This is a genomic window from Hymenobacter sp. R533113, from assembly GCF_056835965.1.
The window spans coordinates 1,201,567-1,223,990 of sequence record NZ_JAKWBD010000013.1 but is presented as its reverse complement, the minus strand read 5'-3'; the positions used below and the strand labels follow the sequence as shown (position 1 = coordinate 1,223,990).

The following is a 22,424-nucleotide window of genomic DNA, read 5'->3' as shown; positions in this document are numbered from 1 at the left end:
AGCGATTCCTCAACCAGGGCCTGGCGTCACATCCCATGAATAAACTCACCACCCGCGTTCAGCAAGCCAATTCCCTGCTCTGCGTCGGTCTCGACCCCACGGGCGACGACGCCTTCGTCGCAACCCGCCTGCGCGAAGTAGTAGCGCAGACCGCTGCGTTTGCCGCCGCCTTCAAGCCGAACCTGGCGTTCTTTCTTTCCCGCGAAAACGGCGTTGCGCTCCTGCGCGAAACGGTAGCCCTGATTCCCAAGGATATTCCCGTTATCCTCGACGGTAAGTTTGGCGACATTGCTAACACGGCCGAGCACTACGCCCAATTCGCTTATGACCGCATCGGGGCCGACGCCGTGACGGTGAACCCCTACATGGGCGACGATGCCATCGTGCCCTTCGCCCGCCCCAATAAAATGGTGTTTGTGTTGGCCAAAACCTCCAACAAGCCCGCCCACTCTCTGCAGGATGTGGCTTTGACTCGTGGCGGCTACGTGAGCGACTTGGCGGCCCACATATCCTGCGAGCTCGACGAGCAGCACCATAATATCGGCCTTGTAGTCGGCGCTACTGATGCGGCGGCCGTAGCCCGCGTGCGCGAAAGCTGCCCGACGCAGTGGTTTCTGGTGCCGGGCGTCGGTACTCAGGGCGGCGACTTGGCCGCCACGCTCCACGCCGGCTTGCGCGCCGATGGGCTGGGAGTGCTGATCAACGCCTCCCGCGCCATCTGGCAAGCGGCCGATGCCGGCGCTGCGGCTCGCACTTTAGCCCAACAAATAAACGACCTCCGTCCCGTTGCCGCTCATGCCTGATTCTGCTACTAAAATGCCTGCTGAAACCCGTTTTGACGCCCCGCTTTTAGAGCAGCAACTCATACAGGAAGATGCTTTGCTCAGGGGGCATTTTCGCCTGTCTTCGGGCCTGCACTCCGATACGTACGTGCAGTGCGCCCGCTTTCTGCGCCGCCCCGAGCTGGCTGCTCCAGCAGTAGCAGAGCTGGCCGCGCGCATTCGCGAAGCTGGTTTGCAGCCCGATGTAGTCGTTGGTCCGGCCATGGGCGGCGTGGTGGTGAGCTACGAGCTGGGCCGGCAGCTGGGCGTGCCCGCCATCTTCACCGAGCGCGACGATACGGGCCAAATGACCCTGCGTCGCGGCTTTACCCTGCAACCCGGCGAGCGGATACTTATCGCCGAGGATGTGGTGACTACGGGCAAGAGTACCAAAGAAGTAGCCCGGATTCTGGAAGGTCTGGGGGGCAAAATTTTGGGTGTCGCGAGTTTAATTGACCGCACGGGTGGCAAAGCAGAGCTTTCTTTTCCGACCTTTGCCCTGCTGCCGGTCACGGCGGCTACCCACGCACCCGATGATTGCCCGCTGTGTCGGGCAGGTATTCCGGTAGTAAAACCTGGCAGTCGGCCGGAGAAAGCGTTTTCTTAAACCTACCAGCTGGCTTCGGCCGGCCGGCAAGGCATTTTCGGCGTCCCGATTGTCGGGGCGCTTTTCCGCAGCCGGTGGTCGGTGGCGGGAAGTCGAAAAATAGCAAACCTTACCTTTTGGAAAATCATCTTCATTCCATTCAGCTGCTGCCCAAGCCCGGCATTCACGACGGCGACGGGCAGCGCGTAGCGGAAGCCGCGCGGCGCCACCTCGGCCTGCGCACGGGCCGGGTGCAAAGCACGGCCGTTTACTCGGTGCGCTACCCACTCACCACCCAGCAGCTCCGCGATTTTGCCCAGCAATGCCTCCAGGACCCGGTATTGCATGAAGTGGCCCTAAACGAGTTTCGCCGCGACCCCCAGTTCCAGTCGTACATATTAGTTGCTAAAGGCCCCGGCGTAACCGACGACGAAGGCACCTCCGCCCAAAGTGCGCTCGGCGACTTTCTCAACGAGCCCCTCGACACGCGTACCCAGCATATTTTCAGCAAGCGTTTGTATCTGCTGGAAGAAAATTTGCCCCCCGCCGACCTGCGCCGCCTGGCCGAAGAGCTGCTGGGCAACAAGCTCATCAACCGCTTCGAAGTGGGCTCCGCCGACCAGATCCGCGACTTCACGCCCCGCCCCGGCACCTCCGTCGATAACACTACCCACACCATCGACCTGAATTTGTCGGACGAGAAGTTGGTGCAGCTATCCAAGGACAACCTCTACGCGCTGAATCTGGCCGAAATGCAGGCCGTGCGGGCACATTATCAACTGCCCGAAACCCAGCAGGAACGCCAGGCCAGTGGTCTGCCCGCTGCGCCTACCGACTGCGAGCTGGAAATCATTGCCCAAACCTGGTCGGAACACTGTAAGCACAAGGAATTCAGTGCTTTAATTAACTACCGCGATGTGGAAACGGGCGAGGAATACCAAGTTGATTCCCTGTTCAAATCCTACATTAAAGACGCCACCGCCGAGGTAGACCGCCAACTGCGCGCCAACGGCAACGACTGGCTGATCAAGGTGTTCTCCGACAATGCCGGCGCCGTGCGCATCAACGACGAGTCACTGTTTGTCTGGAAGGTAGAAACCCACAATTCGCCCTCGGCCATCGACCCCTACGGCGGGGCCATCACCGGCATTTTGGGCAACAACCGCGACCCGTTGGCTACCGGCATCGGCGGTGCTCGTTTGTTGTTCAATACCAACGTGTTGTGTTTCGGCAATCCCGACTACGACGGCCCTTTGCTGACCAATCAGCTGCACCCGCGCCGCATATTTGAAGGCGTGCGCAAAGGCATTGAGGACGGCGGCAATAAATCGGGGGTGCCGACGGTAAACGGCAGCATTATTTTCGATGACCGCTACGCCGGCAAACCGCTGGTGTACTGCGGCACCGGCGCCGTGATGCCCATGCAGCTGGCCGGCCTCGATTCCTGGGAGAAAAAGATCGACGACGGCGACCGCATCATCATGGCCGGGGGCCGCGTGGGCAAAGACGGTATCCACGGCGCCACTTTCAGCAGCATCGAGCTGGACGAGTCGTCGCCGGCCACGGCCGTGCAGATTGGCTCGCCGATCACGCAGAAGCTGGCCATGGATTTCCTTATCCTCGCCACCCGCCGCGGCCTCATCAAGTGCAGCACCGACAACGGCGCTGGGGGGCTTTCTTCCTCCGTGGGCGAGCTGGCTGGTATCAGCGGCGGCGCCGTAGTAGACCTGGAAAAAGTACCGCTGAAGTACCCTGGCTTACGGCCCTGGGAGATTTTTGTGAGCGAATCACAGGAGCGGTTTACGCTGGTGGTGGAGCCCGTGAAGCTAGCTGAAGTGCTGGCTCTGGGTCAGGAAATGGAAGTAGAGCTAACCGACATCGGCTATTTTACCGCTGATGGCTACCTGGATGTTCGCTTTGCCAATGCACCAGTAGCTCGGCTGAACATGCATTTTCTGCACGAAGGCGTGCCGCGCAAACTCATGGAAGCCGAGTGGCAGAAGCCCGCGGCCCAGGAGCCAACTTTGCCCCCCAGCCTCGACTACACCGCCATCCTCCACCAGCTACTCGGCTCGCTCAACATCTGCTCCCGCGAGTCCGTCATTCGCCAGTATGACCATGAGGTGAAGGGCCGCACCATTATCAAGCCCCTCATGGGTGCTACCGGTCAGGCTCCGCAGGATGCCGCCGTGGTGCGCTTCAACTTCGAAAGCTGGGAAGGCGTGGCCGTGAGCAACGGTATTCTGCCCCGCTTCGGCGACCTGGACGCCTACCATATGTCGGCCGGCGCCTTCGATGAGGCTGTGCGCCAGATTATTGCCGTGGGGGGCAAATTGCCCAACCTCACGCCCGGCGACAATATCTTCTGGTCGGTAAACGACAACTTCTGCGTTCCTGACTCAGATTTTCACCCCGTTACGAACCCCGACGGTAAACAAAAGCTAGCCAAGCTGGTGCACATGTGCCAGGCCCTGCGCGATGCCACCGCCGCCTACTGCATTCCGCTCACCAGTGGCAAGGACAGCATGAAGAATGACTTCAAGGCCGACGGCGTGAAGATTTCGGTGCCGCCCACGGTCTTGTATTCGATGACGGCCAAAATTGAGGACGTGCGCCGCACCGTCACCAGCGACTTCAAGCAGACCGGCGACGTGGTGTATCTGCTGGGCCGCACCTACGACGAGCTCGGTGGCTCCGAGTTTTACCACCTATATAAGGAGTTAGGCGCCAACGTACCACAAGTGCGCTTCGCGGAAGCCAAGGAACTATATACCCTCATCGGCCAAGCCAACGACCAGCAGCTCATCCAATCCTGCCACGACCTTTCCGATGGCGGCCTGGCCGTAGCGCTGGCCGAGGCAACGTTTGGTGATGGGCTAGGGGCCAAAATTGAGTTGAACGGCGAGCTGCCGTTGCCCGCCCAGCTGTTTTCCGAGTCGCACTCCCGCTTCGTGGCTACTGTGGCGCCGGAAGATGTGGTGGCATTTGAGAAGATTTTGGGGGCCAAAGCCATCCGCTTAGGCGTTGTTACCAATGACAACTTGTTGCTGGTAACTCACCAAGGCCAGCTCGTACTAGAAGCTGACACGGAAGCACTACGCCAGACCTGGACCAACGGCCCGGTGAATCAGACAATCGGTTTTGGCCAACACGTAATGGGGGAGGGGAAATGATAGAGAACATGAATCAATCCGCTGCCGTCCAGGCGCTTATCCTGACTGGGTTCGGTATCAACTGCGAGGAGGAAATGGCCGCCGCCTACCGGTTGGCTGGCGCCGAAGCAACTATCGTGCACCTCAACCAAGTGCTGCACGGCCAGGTCAGCATCCACGATTACGACATCCTGAACTTTCCGGGGGGCTTTTCCTTCGGCGACGACTTGGGCTCGGGCGTGGTGCTGGCCAATAAGCTGCGCTACCGCCAAACGCCCGGCGGCTTCACCCTGCTCGACGACTTGCGCGAGTTTATTGCCCGCGGCAAGTTCGTGCTGGGCATTTGCAACGGCTTTCAGGTGCTGGTAAAGCTGGGTTTGCTACCGAATCTGGGGGGCAATTTTCAGCCCGAAGTAACCCTGACGCACAATGCCTCCGGCCGCTACGAAGACCGCTGGGTACGATTGAAAGTGAATCAGAATAACCGGAGCCCTTTTTGCAGGGCCTGGATTCTTTTGAAGTACCCGTGCGCCACGGCGAAGGTCGCCTGCTCATCCCCGATGCAGCAACGCGCCAGCACATTCTCGACCAAAACCTGAACTGCCTCACCTACTGCGACGCCGCGGGCTGCGAGGTGACCCAATACCCATACAACCCCAACGGCGCGGACCTGAACTGCGCCGGCCTGACCGATACCACCGGACAGGTATTGGGATTGATGCCTCACCCGGAAGCGTTTTTGTCGCTGTATAATCACCCGGACTGGGCGCGGCGGAAGCGGGTTAATAGAGAAGTGAGCGAGGAAGGAGATGGGTTGCGGCTGTTTCGGAATATTGTGGAGCATGTACAGGTCGCCCTCCACGGCGGACCCCACCCCGGCCCCCTCCCCAAAAGGGAGGGGAGCCTTGCGGCAGTAGTGAATACTAGTACTGGACGGCAAGATGGATATGCTGCTTCTGATTTTCAGACTGCTCAGGAGCATATTTTTACCACAACTGCTCCCAAGTGGAAAGTATTAAAGCCATGGGCGCGCGAAAACCGCAAGCAGCAAACAGGTGCGGAGGCAAAACTATGGGAAGAGCTGCGGCGCGAGAAGCTAGGCGTGCAATTCCGGCGTCAACACGCCATCGATTCCTATATCGTGGACTTCATCTGCTTGTCAGCTAAACTAGTAGTTGAGGCAGATGGTGGTATCCACGAAGAGCCAGAACAGGCTGCTTACGACCAAGACCGAACCCGTGTATTAGAAGAGCTTGGCTATACAGTATTGCGCTTTGGCAACCAAGATATTCTGCATCATACTAATCAGGTGATAGCTCAAATACGGTCAATGCTGATTCAAACACAGACATAAATACAGACACGAACCACACTCTTCTTCAGATTTTCACAAAACGCCTAAAATCAGTTAGCCCCATAACCTAAAGCCGCCCCACATATCCTCGTCAGGCTCCCCCTCCCTTTTGGGGAGGGGGCTGGGGGAGGGGTCCACACACATGAACACTCTCAACCACTTCGCCACGCCCCAGCTCGAACTCCTCCACCGCGGCAAAGTCCGCGACTCCTACCGCGCCCCCTCCGGCGAACGGCTCATCGTAGTTACCGACCGCCTCTCCGCCTTCGACTCGGTGCTGGAAACGCCTATTGCCCACAAAGGTGCGGTGCTGAACGGCTTGGCCGCTTTTTGGTTCGATAGAACCCAGCACATCATTCCCAACCACGTTATCAGTCTGCTCGACCCCAACGTGACCCTGGCCCAGGAAGCCGAGCCGATTCGGGTGGAGATGATTGTGCGCAACTACATCACGGGCTCCATGCTGCGCGGCTACCAAAAGGGCCAGCGCACGTTTTCGGGCGTCGCGGTGCCCGACGGCCTGACCAAGCACCAGCAGTTTCCCGAGCCCATCGTGACGCCGACCACCAAGGAAGAGGCAGACCGCGAAATCACGCCCGAAAACCTGGTGTCGGAAGGCTGGGTGTCGGCGGAGTTATACGAGCGGATGCGGGTGAAGTCGCTGGAGCTGTTCAATTTTGCCTCCCAGTGGATGGCTGAGCGCGGCATCATCCTGGTCGATACCAAATATGAGTTCGGCTTGCTGAACGACGAGCTGATTCTGATTGACGAAATCCATACGCCCGACTCCTCGCGGTTCTGGAGCGCCGAGGACTACGCCCGCAACCCGGAAACGGCCGAGCAGATGGACAAGGAGTACGTGCGTCAGTGGCTGATTGCCAACAAAGTGGATGGCCAATACCCCCGCGCCCTCACCGCAGAAGTTGCGGCCGAAGCCAGCCGCCGCTACCTCGATATCTACGAGCGCATCACCGGCAGCCCGCTGCCTACGGGCCAGGAAATCACTACTGGCGGCGACGTGCGCGCCCGCCTGGTAGGCAATCTGGTGCGCGTTGGTATCATGAAAGATGCGTGGGTAAACATCGTGATGGGCTCACCCGCCGACAAGGAGCATTGCCTGAAAATCCGCTCGAACTTCGAAGCCTACAACATCTTTACCCAGCTGCGCGTGACCTCTGCCCACAAAAACGGCGAGGAAATTACGGGCATGGCCGAAGTGTGGAACAACTCAGTAGAGCCGGGCGTGATTATCGCCGTGGCTGGCCTCTCCAATGGCCTCGGTGGAGCCTTGGCCGCCAACGTCAACGTGCCCGTCATCAGCTGCCCGCCTTGGAAGGACTTTGCAGAGCTGACAGCCAACCTGAACTCCTCGGTTATCATGCCCAGCGCTACGCCTAACCTCACGGTAGTGCGCCCCGACAACGCCGCTCAAGCCGCAGTGCGCGCCCTGAACCTGCCCCGCCTGCGCGAGCAGCTATCAAAGGAAATTAAAGCCACTAAAGCCAAGCTGAGAGCCGCCGACGCTGAGTTGCGGGTGCTGTAATCAATGGAAGAATTGCTAGCCGGGTACGCTCTAAACGATGGAAAGATTTGCTCTCTGCAACTAGGGTTGAATTATGAATCAGCTGGCAACTATCAGCTTCGGCAAGCTTCAGTTTCCATACTGATTCGCAAGAAAACGGCAAACGGAAAGCTAGAGTCTTGCTTGTTAAAGATTCACCTAACTGGCGTTCAAAAGGTCGTTATAAACGAAGAATTTGAGTCAGTCTATTATTCTGATTTTGTTTTCAAAAAGCTAGAAAATAATATGTGGTATCTCTCCTTAGATCCCTACGGAAACTCTGGAGAACCGCAAGAAGAGGACAACCTAGTAATAGTCGCACAGTCAGTGAAAATTGAAGAAGGAGTAATTCAAGATAAATTTCAAGCATAAAATAACCTTGGCAACTCCTAAAACCATAGTACTCCTCGGCGGCGGTGCCCGTGAACACGCCATGGCGTGGAAGCTGACCCACGACGGTGCCACCGTGCACGTGCTGCCCGGCAACGGCGGCATCCCGAACAGCCACCCCGAAATAAGCCCCCTGGACTTTCCGGCCGTGGAAAACTTCTGTCGGGAGCATGATATCAAGCTGATCGTGGTAGGTCCCGAGGCACCGCTGGCGGCGGGTGTTACAGACTATTTTGCCAAGACGGATATCCGCGTGTTTGGGCCAACCCGGCAAGGAGCAGTGCTGGAAAGCTCCAAGGTGTGGAGCAAGAAGTTCATGCGTCGCCACGGCGTAGCTACGGGTTTGTCCTGGACGTTTCGCAGCGATGAAATGGAAGCCGCCCGTGCCAAAGCCGCCGAGCTGGGGGGCAATTTGGTGATCAAATACGACGGCCTGGCCGCTGGTAAAGGCGTGTACGTGTGCAGCTCCGTGGACGAGGCTAACGAGGCCCTGACCGAGTTGCAGGACCAACATCCCGAATGGTTTTCATTTTTATTAGAAGAAAAGCTGACCGGCCCCGAAATCAGCATCATCGGTATCACCGATGGCAACCGCATCCGTTTGCTGGCCCCGTCGCAGGACCATAAGCAGCTGCTGGCCGGTGATAAAGGCCCGAATACGGGCGGAATGGGCGCTTATTGTCCCGTGCCCTTTGCCGACGATAACGTGCTGGCCGCTATCCGCCGCGACATTGTGGACCCGACCATGCGCGGTCTGCAAGCCGAACCATTTGACTTTAAAGGGTTTATCTACTTCGGAATCATGCTCACGCCGCAGGGGCCGAAGCTGCTGGAATACAACGCCCGCCTCGGCGACCCCGAAGCGCAGGTGTTGCTGCCAGCTCTGAAAAGTAGTTTGCTGGAGTTGATAGAAGCCACGCTCGACGGCAACCTGGCTCAAACTACGGTATGGCAGCGCAACGGCACTTTTATAGGTGTGGTACTGGCCTCAGACGGTTATCCGGCCGCGACGTTCTCGACCGGATTCCCCATCACTGGCTTAGAAAATTCGGCCAATTTTGCCCCCCCGACCTTGGTTTTTCACGGGGCGACGCGCCGCCAGCCCGATGGGCAACTCACCACCAGCGGCGGCCGGGTTCTGACGGTCGTGTCGCGCGGCCATGATCTGGAAGATGCTGTGCAGCAAGTGTATGCCGGGTGCGAAAAGGTTACCTTTGAGAACGTTTACTACCGCTCCGATATCGGCCAACGCCCCATCCCGGAGCTGACGGCCGCTAAATTTTAGTCCCCACCTAAAATGAGCCACTCTCCTTCCCCCAGCGAAAACCAGCCGCCGTCCTTCCTCCCCGAGGGCACGCGTGCTGAGCAGACGCGAGGACCTGAGAGAGAAGGTGAGCAGCCCAGCACCAAGCGCAAGCAGCGGCTGGCTATTTTGCTGTCGGGGCGCGGCTCCAACATGGTGGCGCTGGTAGACTCTATACAAATGGGTGCCCTGCGCGAACTTGCGGAGGTGGCCGTGGTATTCAGCAACAATCCTGACGCGCCGGGCTTAGCCACGGCCGCCGCGCTGGGCTGCCAAACGGCGAGTCTGGCACCAACTGGACAAAAGCGGGCCGACTACGACGCGGCAGTAGTACAGATTTTGCGGGAGTATGCGCCTGATTATCTGGTGTTAGCCGGGTATATGCGCATTCTCTCGCCGGTGTTGGTACGCGCCTACGCCGGGCGCATTCTTAATATTCACCCCGCTGATACGCATCAGCACCAAGGCCTGCACGCCTACGAATGGGCGTTTGAAAACAAGCTTTCCGAAACAAAAATCACCGTCCACCTCGTGGATGAGGGCCTCGACACCGGCCCCGTGTTGGCCCAGCGCCCCGTTGATCTGCGGGGGGCAAATACGCTGTCCGAGGTAGAGCGCCGCGGCCTGCTCGTGGAGCACGAGCTGTACGCCGACACGTTGGTGCGCTTATTTCGCGGCCAGATTTCCCCTTCCACCCTCGCTAGCTGCCCGGCCGCCCCGCCTGACAACCGGCAACTGACAACAGAGAATTGATATGTGCGGAATAGTTGGTTTTTACGGTCCTGAGCCAGTAGCGGCGGACATTGTAGTCGGCCTGACCGCCCTGCAACACCGCGGCCAGGATGCGGCCGGAATTGTCACTTTCGACGACACGTTTCACCTCTGCAAAGGCAACGGCCTCGTCAATGACGTGTTCAAGCCTAAGCACGTGAAGAAGCTGAAAGGCAACATCGGTATCGGTCACGTGCGCTACACCACCCAGGGCTCCAACGATTCGGAGCTGGCCCAGCCCTTTACCACCAGCTACCCTTTCGGGCTAGGCATGGTGCACAATGGCAACGTGATCAACTTCCGGGAAGTAGCTCAGCGCCTGCATGATAAGTACCACGTGCTGCCCAAAACCAGCAACGACCTGGAGCTGATTATGTATACCTTTGCCTCCGAGCTGCGCATTAAAGACCTTGACCACCTCTCAGTAATCGACATTTTCGACGCCGTCGAGACGACGCAGGAGCTGGTAAAAGGTGCCTACGCCACCATCACCGTTATTGCCGGTCACGGTCTGCTGGCCTTCAACGATCCATTAGGCATTCGCCCGCTAGTGCTAGGCTGCCGCCAAACGCCCGACGGTCCAGTTTACGCCTTTGCTTCCGAGAGCACCTGCTTCGATTATCTGGGCTTTGACTTCGTGAAAAACGTAGGACCAGGGCAGGCGGTGTTTATTGACAAAGACCTCAAGGTTCATTACAAGAACCCATACAATGTGCCCAAAGCGTTTTGCGTATTTGAGCACATTTACTTCGCCCGCGAAGACTCCGTTATTCATGGTCGCTTAGTGGCTCGGGAGCGTGTTCGGCTAGGGAAGATGCTGGCTCGCAAGGTTATGGCAGCCGGAATTGAGCCTGACATGGTGATTGATGTGCCTTCATCCGGCTACTTCGCTGCTTCTGGTTTGGCCGAAGCCATCGGCGTACCCTACCGGCGCGGATTAGTGAAAAATAACCATATGGGCCGCAGCTTCATCGTGAGCAGCCAGAAGGGCCGCGAAGATGTAGTACGGAAAAAGCTCAATCCCATCCGCGAGTTTGTGGAGGGCAAAAAAGTGGCTGTAGTCGATGACAGCATCGTGCGCGGCACTACGTCGCGGCGCATCGTGCGCATTCTGCGCGAAGCCGGGGCGCTCGAAGTGTACTTTATCTCTTCCGCGCCGCCCATCGTGAGTCCGTGCATCTACGGCATCGATATGGCCATGAGCACCGAGCTGATTGCTGCCAACTATACGGAGGAAGAAATCTGCCGCTACATCGAAGCTGATAAGGTCATCTATCAGGATTTGAGCGACTTGCAGGATCTTTTTGCCGAGGAGCGCGGCCACGGTGGCTGCTTCGCCTGCTTCTCCGGCCGCTACCCCACCGGCGACGTGACCAAGTACCTGCGCCACATTCAGGAGGAGCGCGAAAGCCACCGCACTAAAAAGGAGCGTCATCACGTAGTGTCATCAGTAAGCGCCAAGGCTCCTGAGCCGACCGAGCATTAGAACGACAAGCTCCCCTCCTCAGATGAGGAGGGGACGCGACAGCTTTAGCTGACGCTGGGGTGGTTGACCAGCATTGCTGATGTTGTTTAGAAGAATGTTATGCTGACGACGAGAAGCATCTCGCGTGCTGTGATTACTAATCTTACTACCGCTGGCGAGATGCTTCGCTGCACTCTGCATGACACGCTAAACAACTAAACAACGACCTCAACCACCCCAGCCCCCGCTTTGCGGTGGCATCCCCTCCTCATCTGAGGAGGGGAGCTTGTTGATTACTACCACAACGACTAACACGACGCATGTCAACTGCTTCCCCCAAACCTGCCGGCTACGATATCGACCTCGGTAACGCTTGCTCCCGCAACGCCTACGCCTGGGCCAAGAAAACCTTCCCCAACCGTGCAGGCCAGCCTGGCGAGCCGGCTCAGGACTTGGACGGTGGATTTTCTAATGAAATTCGCTTTGGTCAGGAGCGCCTGGGCATCAGCTCCGACGGTATTGGTACCAAGATAGAGGTAGCCGAGCGCGTGGGCCGGTTTGATACCTTGGGCTATGACTTGATTGCCATGGTGGCCGACGATCTGATTGCCGGTGGCTTCGTGCCCAGCAATTTGTCGAACATCATCGACGTGAATACCCTGGATTACGACGTAATTGACGAGCTGATGCGCGGCCTGCACGACGCGGCCAACTTCAGCCGCATCGCCGTGACGGGGGGCGAAATTGCCGAGCTGGGTAACCGCATCGGTGGCTGGCCCGGAGCCCGCATGAACTTCAATTGGTGCTCCACGGCCGTAGGTGCTTTGCATCCGTCGCTAAAAAGCCCCCTGAGCGGTGCCACTGCCCACGCCGGCCACGCGGTAGTCGCGCTGCGCTCGCCCAGCTTCCGCTCCAACGGTTTTTCCCTTGCCCGCCGCACCCTGCAAAGCCTCTACGGCGACAACTGGCACACGGCCCCCTACACCGGCTCCGATGCCGTTGAGCTAGGCAATACCTGGGGCGAAGTTCTATTAGCGCCTTCCCTCATCTATGCGCCCGCCGTGGCCCGTCTCCTCAATGCTGGCTTAGTCCTGCACGGTATCGCGCACGTCACCGGCGGCGGCATTGCCGATAACTTCCAGCGCGTACTCAAAAACAACGGCGTTGGTGCCGAATTGGATAACCTATTCGAGCCCCTGCCCGCCATGCAGAAGCTCACCAAGCTAGCCGGCATCTCGCCCGCCGACGCCTACCTCTACTGGAACATGGGCAACGGCATGCTCCTCGTAACCGAAGAAGCCCAAGCCGCTGCCGTGGCAAGCCAGCTGCAAGCCGATGGCTACCAGGCTCAAATAGCCGGCCGCATCACCGCCAAGCCCGGTATTAAGCTGAAAGTAGCGGCCGGAGAGTTGACGTATTAACTGACGCAAATCACCAGCCTAGCGAGTCGTTGGAATGTAGCGCGAAGCTTCCGCTTCGCGTGTCGTTGTTTAGTTGAATAAGGCGTTGAAGAATTCTCTGCTGTATTGTTCAACGATACGCGAAGCGGAAGCTTCGCGCTACATGCAGGCGCTCCTATCTCCACCATCACAAAAAAGCCCCCCAGAACTATTCTGAGAGGCTTTTTTGTGATGAAAAGTTTAAAAGTAACCGAACCTAAGCGGCTTGCTTGGGCTCAATATCAAAGCCGGCCTGCGACACGGCTTTCATCACCTGCTCAGGAATGACGTTTTCGCCCTCCACAGTCAGGATTTTGTCGGGGTTGTTGGTGTCCACGCTCCACTTCTGCACGGTGGGTTCCGCATCCAGAAAAGGCGTGACGGCGCGCAGGCAGTTAGCGCAGTTGATCGAGGTTTTGAATTGTAGGGTAGGCATAGGAGCAAGAGTTGAACCGCCGAGGCAACTAAAGCAGCTTCAGCGGCGGGTGAAACACTGATTTAGCAGTGAGGATACTACAAAAGTAGCAACGGGAATAAAGCCGAGAGGTATAGGCTTTGGCTGATGAAGTGTAGAGTTTTGGGTTATTTTACGGCAACATTCCAATCTGTTGACTCTAATTCTTCAAGTGAAAGCGATATTCTTTTAAAAAGCTTCTTGCTGTTCAGACTATCCATATCATGATAAATTCGCACTGAATCAGGATTATAAACAAACAAATTCAACTTCTTATTGACACTACCTTCTACTTCAAAAATCCAAGCATTTTTAGAATCTGGTATAGTTTGAACAGCTGTATCACCCGGTAGAATAATGTTGCTCAGGTAATATTCTGGCTGGTTCATGACTTTTTCTGGAAGCGTATCTTTAAATGTTTCGATACAGATAGGAGAAGCAGTTGAGTTTACAACTTTAAGACGCGAGTCATAATAATCACACCCACTTAGTAAGACTAGAATAAGAATGATTATCCAAGATAGTCGCATCGCTAAGTGAATAGATGGTTTTAGGATAGGGCTAGTTATTAATAGATTAATGACCAATAAGTAACCCTATTTCAATCACGCCGGCCGCACCGCGCGCTTCTCCAGAATCAGCTGCATGCGGAAGCTGTTCAGGCTCTCTTCCAAGCCCACCGGGTACACGTGCGGGTTGAGGAAGCGGCGGATGCTGGGGTCGAGGGTGGCTACTTCATGCTGGGCTTTGGCGCGGCTCTCCTCTAGGGTGGGCAACTCAGCGACCAGCTTGCCGGCCCGAAATACCGGCTCCAGCAGCTCCCGAAACTGGGTGGAACGGATAGGGCGGCGGCGCGTGGGGTCCAGCGGGTCGATGATGGTGAGCTGCTCGGGCAGGGGCTCGGCCGTGTTGTAGAGCATGTCGGCGCGGGGCTGGCCTTTTTCGGTTTCGTAGCGGCGCACCTGCAGGATGCCGGGAATGCTGGTTTTAGCGAGTTGCTCAGAAAGCTTGATGGTGTAGTTCCAGTCGTCTGTCGCGTTGGAGCGCAGGGCGGCGAGCTTATAAACGCCCCCCAGGGCCGGCTGATCGTGGGCCGTGACGAGCTTGGTGCCGATGCCCCAGGTATCGATGCGGGCGCCTTGCTGCTTGAGGCTGGTGATGAGGTGCTCGTCGAGGTCGTTGCTGGCCACGATACGCGCTTTCTGAAAACCGGCTTCGTTGAGCAGGGCGCGGGCTTCGCGGCTGAGGTAGGCCAAGTCGCCGGAATCGAGGCGAATGCCCCCCAGCTCGTGGCCGTTGGCCCGCATTCGGCGGGCCACACTAATGGCGTGGCGCACGCCCTCCAGCGTGTCGTAGGTATCAACCAGGAAAACGGAGTCGTCGGGAAAGGCGTCGCCGTAGGCGGTGAAGGCCGCTTCTTCCTCCCCAAATGCCTGCACCCAGCTGTGGGCGTGGGTGCCGCGCACCGGAATGCCAAAGCGCTGCCCGGCCAGCAGGTTAGACGTGCCATCGACGCCACCCAGATACGCGGCCCGGCTGGCGCTCAGGCCGCCATCAAAACCCTGAGCCCGACGCAGGCCAAACTCAAATACCTGATCGGAGCCGGCGGCCTCGCGGATGCGGGCGGCTTTGGTGGCAATCAGGGTTTGGAAGTTGACCAGGGTGAGCAAGGCCGTTTCCAGCAGCTGGGCTTGCAGCAGGGGGCCTTTTATGCGCAGCAGCGGCTCGTTGGCAAATACTACCGTGCCTTCGGCTATGGCATCGATGTCGCAGGTGAGGCGTAGGGTACGCAGGTATTCGAGGAAAGCCGGCTCGAATAAAGCCGTGTCGCGGGTGCCGCGCAGGCTGCCCAAATACGCCAGGTCGTCTTCCGAGAAGTGAAAATTTCTGACCCAATCCACTGCGTAGGCTAAGCCCGCGGCTACGGCGTAGCCACCCCCAAACGGCGGCTTGCGAAAGTATAAGTGAAAAACAGCTTCCTGATTCTGCTTGCCCTGCTTCCAATAGCCGTAAGCCATGGTGAGCTGATAGAGGTCGGTGAGCAGGCTAAGCGAGGGGCCGTAGAGGCCGGAGAGAGGCGCGGAGTTCATGCGCCCAAAGTACGACGAACCCGGCAGTGAGTTGTGATTTGAAAATCCTATCCTGATAGAGCACAACAAGAGAAGCAAGGCCATTGGGCCACTGCGTGGGTAACTCAATAGCCTTGCTTCTTACCATAATAGGGCAAACCGTGGTTAAGGCAGAACCCTTGAAATACAAATAGCTATCGAAGGAGCAGAGGCGGCTGAAGAAACTCAAAAAAGCCCCCCAGGCGCTGGTAAAGATGTTTCGCGGCAACATCCGTAGTTGCCCTACTATGATAGAGCAACACCCCAGCCAGCGGTGGTGGTGGAAGGCGATGGGCTGGTAGATTGGTGAGCGGCGTGACAGTACAACTCCGCATCAAGCAACGTAGAAACAATGGGAGGACAAGCTGTCTCCGGTGTTTCTTTTAAACTGTCCTGCACATCATCGGCCAGGTGGCAGAGTACAAGTTGGGTATTACGCCGCCGCAGGCGATGGTAATAACTGCTCAGTAAAGCCATGGCGCGGCCCGAAATGTGCTGCAATGAGCTGCAATCGACCCAAATGCTGGGCTTGCCGCTCCGAGCGGCTTGCTGTAAGGCTCTGGCTAACCCGTATTCTTCAGGATGGGTGTGGTCTTCAGCTAAAATGAGCAGATAGCTCTCTGGCAGAATCTCGCGATGAATCTCCATAAGGAGTTGATAGGGTCATTTGTTTTCAGGCCGCGAAACATGGTTACACGGAAGGTCGGGAGCAGCAAAAGGCCACAACGAAGTGGCGACGGGGAGCCAAGGGAGCCAGACCACTTCGTGTGGCACCACTTACTTACCTACTATGGTCCGCTAAACCTGGGTCGAGGCAGTTCTGGCGGGAAACTGCCCGAGCGGAAAAGGAAAAAGCTATCTGGCCTAGAGGCCGGTATACTAATGACACACTGTCAACGGGAACCGATGCGTATTCTTACAAATCTAGGAACAGCAACTAACTAACTACTCAGGCAATATACTGGTTTTCAGTACAATTCTCCTTATCGAGCGCTAAGTATTTATAACGCGCGTATCTATACTTAGACCGAATTATGGGTATAAAAAAGAGTGACAACATTGCTGCGTCACTCTTTTTTTGCTCTCCTGGCCTTTAAGCCGAAGCCAGGTCTTGGTTGGCTGGACCGATGAGTAGTTTGCCCAGCGCATCAAACCGGGAGCCGTGGCAGGGGCAGTCCCAGCTGCTTTCCAGGCCGTTCCAATGCACTACGCAGCCCAAATGCGGGCAGATGGCGGAGCACTCATGCGTCTGGCCTTGGGGGTCGCGGTACACGGCTACTTTGGTGAGGCCGCGCCGCATAATGGCTCCGGAGCCAGGCTCTATAGAGTCTATGCTGGATACGTCGCCGCTGGTAAGCAGCTCGGTATACTCGGTGGCGACGTTCAGGTTTTCTTTTACAAACTCATAAGCCGAGGCTGGCCGCAGCGTCACGCGGCCGGGGTCGTAGAGGTCGGCCCAGGGGTTTGAGCGGCCCTGAATAAGGTCGGTAACCAAAATGCCCCCCAGCGTGCCGTGCGTCATGCCGTGGCCCGAGTCGCCGGTGATGATGTATACGTTATTCTTATCCAGCGGATTGTGGCCGGCATAGCCGAGGCTGTCGCTGGGTTCCTGCACCTGCCCCGACCACGCGTAGTCGATTTGCTGCACCATGGGAAACCGCTCGCGGGTCCAGTCTTCGAGGTGCTGCAAGCTGAGTTCGGGGTTGCCCTGGCCTACTTTATGGTCTTCGCCACCTACGATGAGCAGGTCGTAGCGGGGCGTGCCACCGCGGGGGCCTTCCGTTACTTCCTGCAACCGGATATAGTGGTACGGATCAGGCGTATCCCAGTACAAGGCCTGTGTCACGGAGCCCTTTGGAATGCGGGCCGCAATAACGTAGGTACGATACGGATGCTGCTTGGTGTGCATCACCACGCGGTCGTTGACGGGTGTGTTGGTGGCCATGACTATGGCTTTGGCGCGCACCGTGTGGCCGTCGGCCGTCGTCACGCTGGCCTCGGAGCCGCCCTGTACCTCCGATACGTGGGTGTTCGTGAAAATTTGCCCCCCATGGCCTTTAAAACGCCCAATGGCCTCAGCCAGACCATAGAGGTACTTCAGAATATGGAATTGCCCCTGATTGGGAAATACAAGACACTCGCCGGTGCGAAAGCCTTGAGTAGGCGAATCGGGGAGGCGCTCTACTCCGGTAAGACCGGCGCGGTGGGCGGCTTTCAGCTCTTTGTCCAGCTCGTTGGGGTTGCCATCTTCGGGCAGAAACAGGTAGCCAGGCAGGCGCACGAGGTCGCAATCAATCTTCTCTTCCTGCACAATCTGCTCAATCTGGTCGATGGCGGCACCATGGCTTTCGGCCGCCAGGCGAGCCCCTTTTTCCCCAAACAGATGCTCCAGGCGCGTGTAGCGGTCATCGAGGGCATTGGAGAGGTGAGCCGTGGTGCGGCCCGATTCGCCGCTGGCCAGCTCCCCACTTTCCAGCACGACTACTTTTTTGCCTTCGCGCAGCAAGAGATAAGCAGTGGTAAGCCCCGCAATACCCGCGCCTACTACTACCACATCGGCGGTAATATCTTTCGTAAGGGGGGAATTCGGGGGCGAGGGCAGTGGTGCCAAACCAGGAAGATTGAGTAGCGGCAGAAGTTTGTTTCATAGTAGAGAGTGGGCGTAGAATACAGTGTTCTGTTTGTACGCCAAGAGGCTAGGTCAAGTTAGAGAAAGGGAGCACCTTTGAAAAACAGGACACTACGCAACCGCGTAAGGACGGACTACAAGTGCAGCTCCGGCGGAACAGGCAGCTGGTATCTTTCTCCGGCACTCAGGAAATGCAGGCGCAGGTCGCGGATGGTGAAGGGCGTATTGGGGCTGATCTCATAAATATTATTCCTGGTGCATTCATTAGCTTCCAGGATGGTAACCAAACCGCTGCCAGTTACTTCTAAATCGTAGCCGTCGCGCACTAATACCGCTGTGTCTTCTTCCAGTCCTAGTCCCAAACAGGTAGGATTGGTGGCAATAATCTGGGCCATACGGGCGATACGGCCCCGCGCAATAAAGTGGGTGTCAATGGCTACATCGTGCATAAACTGTAGCCCGGTGGTGATGGATATTTCGCCTTTGCGGAAGCCGGCATCATTGAGACCCTGATATATCATGGGGGTAGAAAGGGCCGCCGCCCCGGCACTGGTGCCCCCGATAAGAATCTCTTCGTAGGTGTAGCGCTCCTTCAGGCGGGTCAGCATCTTGGTGCCGCCGAGCAGGCCCGTCAGGCGCAGCTGGTCGCCGCCCGTAAAGTAGAAGCCCGTAGCTTCATTAATCAAATCCATAGTAGCCTCGCTGTTGGCCTCTTCCCGCTCGCGTATATCCAGCACCTGAACCCGGTTGATGCCCAGACGGGGAAATACCTTCAGGTAGTCCTCGGCGGCTTCCTTGGGCTCAGTAGAAGCGATGGGCAGCACCAATACCAAAGGGTCCTTGCCTTTTAGCTCCTCAGAGAAGCGGCGGAGAATGGCTTTGGGCGCGAAATTGCGGTTTTCGTCTTGGTTGGAGCCTCTTTCGGGGGCTTCACCTTTGTTTTCGTGGCCCCCTACGGCTAGCAGCATCCCTTTGGGTGTAGGGCAGGTGTCTCTGTGGTCGTTGCGTAGCTTCTCGGCGGGAGCAGGAGCGGCAGATTTCTTTTTGGTGGGCATAACAGAAGGTGGTGTAAGGGACGGCACTTGTGCAGTTATTACGCTTCCTGCATGCGTAATTTGGCCCCCTTAAGTTGTCTGCCTTCTCAGCCAGCTACTAGCTCCAAGCGAGATCTGGCTGGAGGCTTTTTAATCATTTTTATGATTAACATATGATAATCAATATATTACCTAAATCGTGGCCCTCGTTGATTCTAGCAGGCAGCTCCACAGTTGTTGGTATATACCTATCTAAAAATACGTACTACTCCCACCCAAAATAGGTATGTGTTCGGTAGCTCCTCCGTGCTTATTCTCGTTTATTCATTACTACAATAAGCCCCCTAGGTCGCACAAACGTACTGTAAGGGCTTATCACCGACCCCCACTACCGCAGACTCTATTTATAGAGGCCTTTCTGCGCTATGAAAACAACCAATACCCCTTAAAACGGGAAGGGCCGCCAGATATCTGGCGGCCCTTCCCGTTTTAAGGGGTACAACGTGCGTTATTCGATTAGCCCTTCACTAACGGCGAACTTGATGAGGGCGGCGGTATTTTTGGCCTGGGTTTTCTCGATGATGTTCTGGCGGTGGGTCTCGATGGTGCGCTTGCTGGTGAAGAGCTTGTCGGCAATCTCGGCGTTGGTCAGCCCTTCGGCAATCAGGGTCAGCACCTCCAGCTCCCGCTTCGATAATTCATTGGCTTTGCGGGTCCCAGTCTCAGGTGTTGGGCCACCAGCCGTTACCTGCTGAAGCAGATTCATGCCTATCTCAGTGCACAAGTACTGCCGACCGGAGGCTACGGTACGGATGGCATGAGAGATTTCGGCTATATCGGCGTTTTTAAGCACATAACCCGCAGCGCCCACATTCATCATACGCACCACATAGTTGGGGTGGTCGAGCATGGAAAGAACGAGCACTTTCACCTCCGGAAACTCCTTTCGTAGATGAGGCATTGCTTCAAACCCGTCCATAACGGGCATGTTTACATCCATTAGTACTACTTCGCAGGGCGTGGTAGCTAGCATCTCGAGCAACTCCTGGCCATTACTGACCTCCCCTATAATTTCCAGCCCAGCATCTTTAGTAAGCAGCGCGCGAATACCATCCCGGATAATGGCGTGGTCGTCGGCCAGAATTAATCGAATCATAAGGCGATAAAGTAGTTGGCAAACTGGGCCAATGAGGGAGAACTGTTCAAGAACAACGCCAACTAGAACAAAATCGGTTCTCGATTTGGCCATTCTCTCGCGTGTAGAAAGAACACAGTCAGGGAATGGGTGAAGCCCGGCAAAAACTAACGCACGAGGCTTTCACTCCTGCGGTGTGTACTTGTTTAGCCGCTAATGAGTTTAAGCGGTGAGAGCATTAGCAACTCTCCACATACGCTAGAGGGTTTCTGGCTTTGTTAAAGCCGTCGGGTTAGGCGAATGTTCGGTCCTTGTTTCGCTCTCGCTACTTACAGGCTACCAAAAAGCCCCCCAGGGCGGATCGTTGGATGGCAGCAGTTGCCGCAGAAAAATATAGGACGAATAATAAAGAAGGCAGGCCGCTGAGCTATGCGTATTTCTAACGAGCCTGTAAGGTGCCGACAACCCTTTAAGCCATGATAAGTGCGGTTTTTACCAACCGGAAACGAATACTCGAATAGAAGCTTTATCTTGTAAAAACTTGCTGCTGAAGCCCGGTATTTGAATTAAAACAATAGCGGATTCTTTCGGTTGTGTTTTGCAGTTTAATTATTCAGCCCTAGTTATTATTCATGATTCGCATCATTCTAATAGATGATCACGCCATTATCCGCGATGGTATCCGCTCCCTGCTGCGCGAAGAACCTGGGCTGGAGGTAGTGGGCGAGGCTAGTAGCGGCCAGGAACTGCTTGAGAAGCTGGCTACTACGCCCTGCGATGTAGTGGTGCTTGATTTGAATATGCCCGGCAGCGATGGCTTTGCTACTATTCCGTTGCTGCGCGAGCGCTACCCCAATGTGCGTATCCTGGTGCTGTCGATGCTGGATAACGAGCGCTACGTGGCGCAGGCCATTAGCTTGGGTGCTCTGGGTTATGCCCTCAAAAGTGCTGGTCGCGCCGAGTTGGTTTACGCTATCAATACTGTAGCAGCCGGGCAGCCGTACTTGTGCAGCGTTATTGGACTGGCGCTGCTGCGCAAGATGCACTCCCTGGATACGACTAATGGAGCCGCCGCCAAGGCCGCCAGCGGCTTATCGAAGCGGGAGTTGGAGGTGCTGACCCTGATTGCCGAGGGCCTGACCAACGCCGAGATTGCCGACAAGCTCTTCACCAGTAAGCGCACCATCGAGACCCACCGCCAGAACATCATCGAGAAAACCCAGGCCAAAAATACCGCCGCCCTCATCAAGTTCGCCGTCAGCCAGGGCATGCTGACCGATTAAAAAGCCCCCCAGCGGCAAGATTTACGATTGCCTTACCAGCTTAGCTTAAGGCCTTTCCACTGGGAAGGTCTTTTTCGTTAATAAAAGCCCCCCAGACCAAGCCTGGCCTACTAAAAGAGTTTCCTGCTGAATTGGGGCGCAACGGTAAAAGCTAACCTGCATGCCTGAAGATGAAAGCCTACTTAAAGCAAAAGGTCAGAGCTTATCCTGCCGGATAAGGCCCCGATATAGTTGCAGCAGCCGAGGCTGCGGAATACCCACCCAATAGAGCAATGTAAGCAGGGAAAACACCGCCTGAAGCCGAAATACGCCATTTGCCAGGTACTTGCGGGCGGAGGTCGTAACGGTGGAGGGCAGCAGCCGGAAGGGGCCGTACTGCCGCAGGCGGCGCACTATTTCCTGATCTTCCAGCATTAGCATATGGGCGCGGTAGCCGCCGGCCTGCTCGAATACCGTTCGCCGCACAAACAGGCTCTGGTCGCCGAAGCGCACGGCATCTATGTCGAAGCGCGTGAACCAGCCGCTCAGCCGTAGAAACCAGTGCCGGTGGTCGAACGCCAGGCGGTAGCAGCCGCTGCCGTAGCCTGCTGGTCCCAGCGCGTGCCGGATATCAGCGAGAAAGGCGGGTGGCGGATACGTGTCGGCGTGCAGAAAATACAGAATTTGCCCCCCAGCCGCTGCCGCCCCATAGTTGAGCTGCGCGGCGCGCCCCTTGTGGGGGCAAAGCACTACGCGGGCCCCGGCTTGCCGCGCCAAAGAGGCCGTATTATCGGTGCTATGCCCATCCGCCACAATGATTTCTGTGCCCGTATCCGGTTCGCACACCTTGCCCAAGTACGCCAGTAGTGCCCCGATGCACTCCGCTTCGTTGAAGGTGGGAATAATGACGCTGACCGTTTCGGGAGGGTGGTTAGCGGAGCCGTTGGTCATGGTGGGCTG

At 56.8% G+C, this 22,424-nt stretch carries 19 protein-coding genes and 1 pseudogene; 12 read left to right on the top strand and 8 right to left on the bottom strand.

Going from position 1 to position 22,424, the window contains the following annotated elements:
- Positions 1–35: 35 nt before the first annotated feature.
- From pyrF to MKZ35_RS14505, 11 genes and pseudogenes are all read left to right on the top strand, one after another.
- Positions 36–803: an orotidine-5'-phosphate decarboxylase gene (gene pyrF, locus MKZ35_RS14555; protein ID WP_482513954.1), complete on the top strand. Its 768-nt coding sequence runs from the start codon at positions 36–38 to the stop codon at positions 801–803.
- A complete protein-coding gene (gene pyrE, locus MKZ35_RS14550) occupies positions 796–1,428 on the top strand; it encodes an orotate phosphoribosyltransferase (protein ID WP_482513953.1) in 633 nt (210 codons plus the stop codon). Before pyrF ends, pyrE begins: the two co-directional genes overlap by 8 nt.
- 116 nt (positions 1,429–1,544) lie before the next feature.
- Entirely contained in the window at positions 1,545–4,580 is a 3,036-nt protein-coding gene (locus MKZ35_RS14545; RefSeq protein ID WP_482513952.1) for a phosphoribosylformylglycinamidine synthase subunit PurL, read from the top strand.
- Positions 4,577–5,343, top strand: a pseudogene (locus MKZ35_RS14540) (phosphoribosylformylglycinamidine synthase subunit PurQ); the annotation flags it as partial. The gene MKZ35_RS14545 and the pseudogene MKZ35_RS14540, both read left to right, overlap by 4 nt.
- A gap of 9 nt (positions 5,344–5,352) precedes the next feature.
- Complete coding sequence (locus MKZ35_RS14535; protein ID WP_482514758.1) at positions 5,353–5,913, top strand: endonuclease domain-containing protein; 561 nt, start codon at positions 5,353–5,355, stop codon at positions 5,911–5,913.
- A gap of 142 nt (positions 5,914–6,055) precedes the next feature.
- Positions 6,056–7,456, top strand: coding sequence for a phosphoribosylaminoimidazolesuccinocarboxamide synthase (locus MKZ35_RS14530; RefSeq protein ID WP_482513951.1), 1,401 nt, complete (start codon positions 6,056–6,058; stop codon positions 7,454–7,456).
- A 3-nt stretch (positions 7,457–7,459) separates the two neighbouring features.
- Positions 7,460–7,846, top strand: coding sequence for a hypothetical protein (locus tag MKZ35_RS14525; protein ID WP_482513950.1), 387 nt, complete (start codon positions 7,460–7,462; stop codon positions 7,844–7,846).
- A gap of 7 nt (positions 7,847–7,853) precedes the next feature.
- Positions 7,854–9,149 (top strand): phosphoribosylamine--glycine ligase, encoded by a 1,296-nt coding sequence (purD, locus tag MKZ35_RS14520; protein WP_482513949.1) that lies wholly within the window; start codon positions 7,854–7,856, stop codon positions 9,147–9,149.
- 12 nt (positions 9,150–9,161) lie between these two features.
- The gene (purN, locus tag MKZ35_RS14515) at positions 9,162–9,920 is read left to right on the top strand and encodes a phosphoribosylglycinamide formyltransferase (RefSeq protein WP_482513948.1); all 759 of its coding nucleotides are present in this window, start codon (positions 9,162–9,164) and stop codon (positions 9,918–9,920) included.
- Between the two features lies 1 nt (position 9,921).
- The gene (gene purF / locus MKZ35_RS14510; RefSeq protein ID WP_482513947.1) at positions 9,922–11,424 is read left to right on the top strand and encodes an amidophosphoribosyltransferase; all 1,503 of its coding nucleotides are present in this window, start codon (positions 9,922–9,924) and stop codon (positions 11,422–11,424) included.
- 299 nt (positions 11,425–11,723) lie between these two features.
- Positions 11,724–12,824 (top strand): AIR synthase-related protein, encoded by a 1,101-nt coding sequence (locus MKZ35_RS14505; protein WP_482513946.1) that lies wholly within the window; start codon positions 11,724–11,726, stop codon positions 12,822–12,824.
- 235 nt (positions 12,825–13,059) lie between these two features.
- On the opposite strand, the gene MKZ35_RS14500 is transcribed toward MKZ35_RS14505, so the two are convergent.
- The 7 genes from MKZ35_RS14500 to MKZ35_RS14470 form a co-directional block, all read right to left on the bottom strand.
- Positions 13,060–13,278: a heavy-metal-associated domain-containing protein gene (locus MKZ35_RS14500; protein WP_482513945.1), complete on the bottom strand. Its 219-nt coding sequence runs from the start codon at positions 13,276–13,278 to the stop codon at positions 13,060–13,062.
- 146 nt (positions 13,279–13,424) lie between these two features.
- Positions 13,425–13,685 (bottom strand): hypothetical protein, encoded by a 261-nt coding sequence (locus tag MKZ35_RS14495; protein ID WP_482513944.1) that lies wholly within the window; start codon positions 13,683–13,685, stop codon positions 13,425–13,427.
- Between the two features lie 216 nt (positions 13,686–13,901).
- Positions 13,902–15,386, bottom strand: a complete 1,485-nt coding sequence (locus MKZ35_RS14490; RefSeq protein WP_482513943.1) for a nicotinate phosphoribosyltransferase — start codon at positions 15,384–15,386, stop codon at positions 13,902–13,904.
- A 264-nt stretch (positions 15,387–15,650) separates the two neighbouring features.
- Positions 15,651–16,052, bottom strand: a complete 402-nt coding sequence (locus MKZ35_RS14485; RefSeq protein WP_482513942.1) for an STAS domain-containing protein — start codon at positions 16,050–16,052, stop codon at positions 15,651–15,653.
- 445 nt (positions 16,053–16,497) lie between these two features.
- Complete coding sequence (locus tag MKZ35_RS14480; protein WP_482513941.1) at positions 16,498–18,015, bottom strand: FAD-dependent oxidoreductase; 1,518 nt, start codon at positions 18,013–18,015, stop codon at positions 16,498–16,500.
- Between the two features lie 152 nt (positions 18,016–18,167).
- Positions 18,168–19,088 (bottom strand): cyanophycinase, encoded by a 921-nt coding sequence (locus MKZ35_RS14475; RefSeq protein WP_482513940.1) that lies wholly within the window; start codon positions 19,086–19,088, stop codon positions 18,168–18,170.
- 487 nt (positions 19,089–19,575) lie between these two features.
- Entirely contained in the window at positions 19,576–20,223 is a 648-nt protein-coding gene (locus MKZ35_RS14470; protein ID WP_482513939.1) for a response regulator transcription factor, read from the bottom strand.
- Positions 20,224–20,834: 611 nt separating this feature from the next.
- On the opposite strand from MKZ35_RS14470, the gene MKZ35_RS14465 reads away from it, so the two are divergent.
- Positions 20,835–21,485 (top strand): response regulator, encoded by a 651-nt coding sequence (locus tag MKZ35_RS14465; protein ID WP_482513938.1) that lies wholly within the window; start codon positions 20,835–20,837, stop codon positions 21,483–21,485.
- A 195-nt stretch (positions 21,486–21,680) separates the two neighbouring features.
- Here the strand turns inward: MKZ35_RS14465 and MKZ35_RS14460 are convergent, their stop codons facing one another.
- Positions 21,681–22,415: a TIGR04283 family arsenosugar biosynthesis glycosyltransferase gene (locus MKZ35_RS14460; protein ID WP_482513937.1), complete on the bottom strand. Its 735-nt coding sequence runs from the start codon at positions 22,413–22,415 to the stop codon at positions 21,681–21,683.
- Positions 22,416–22,424: the final 9 nt, after the last annotated feature.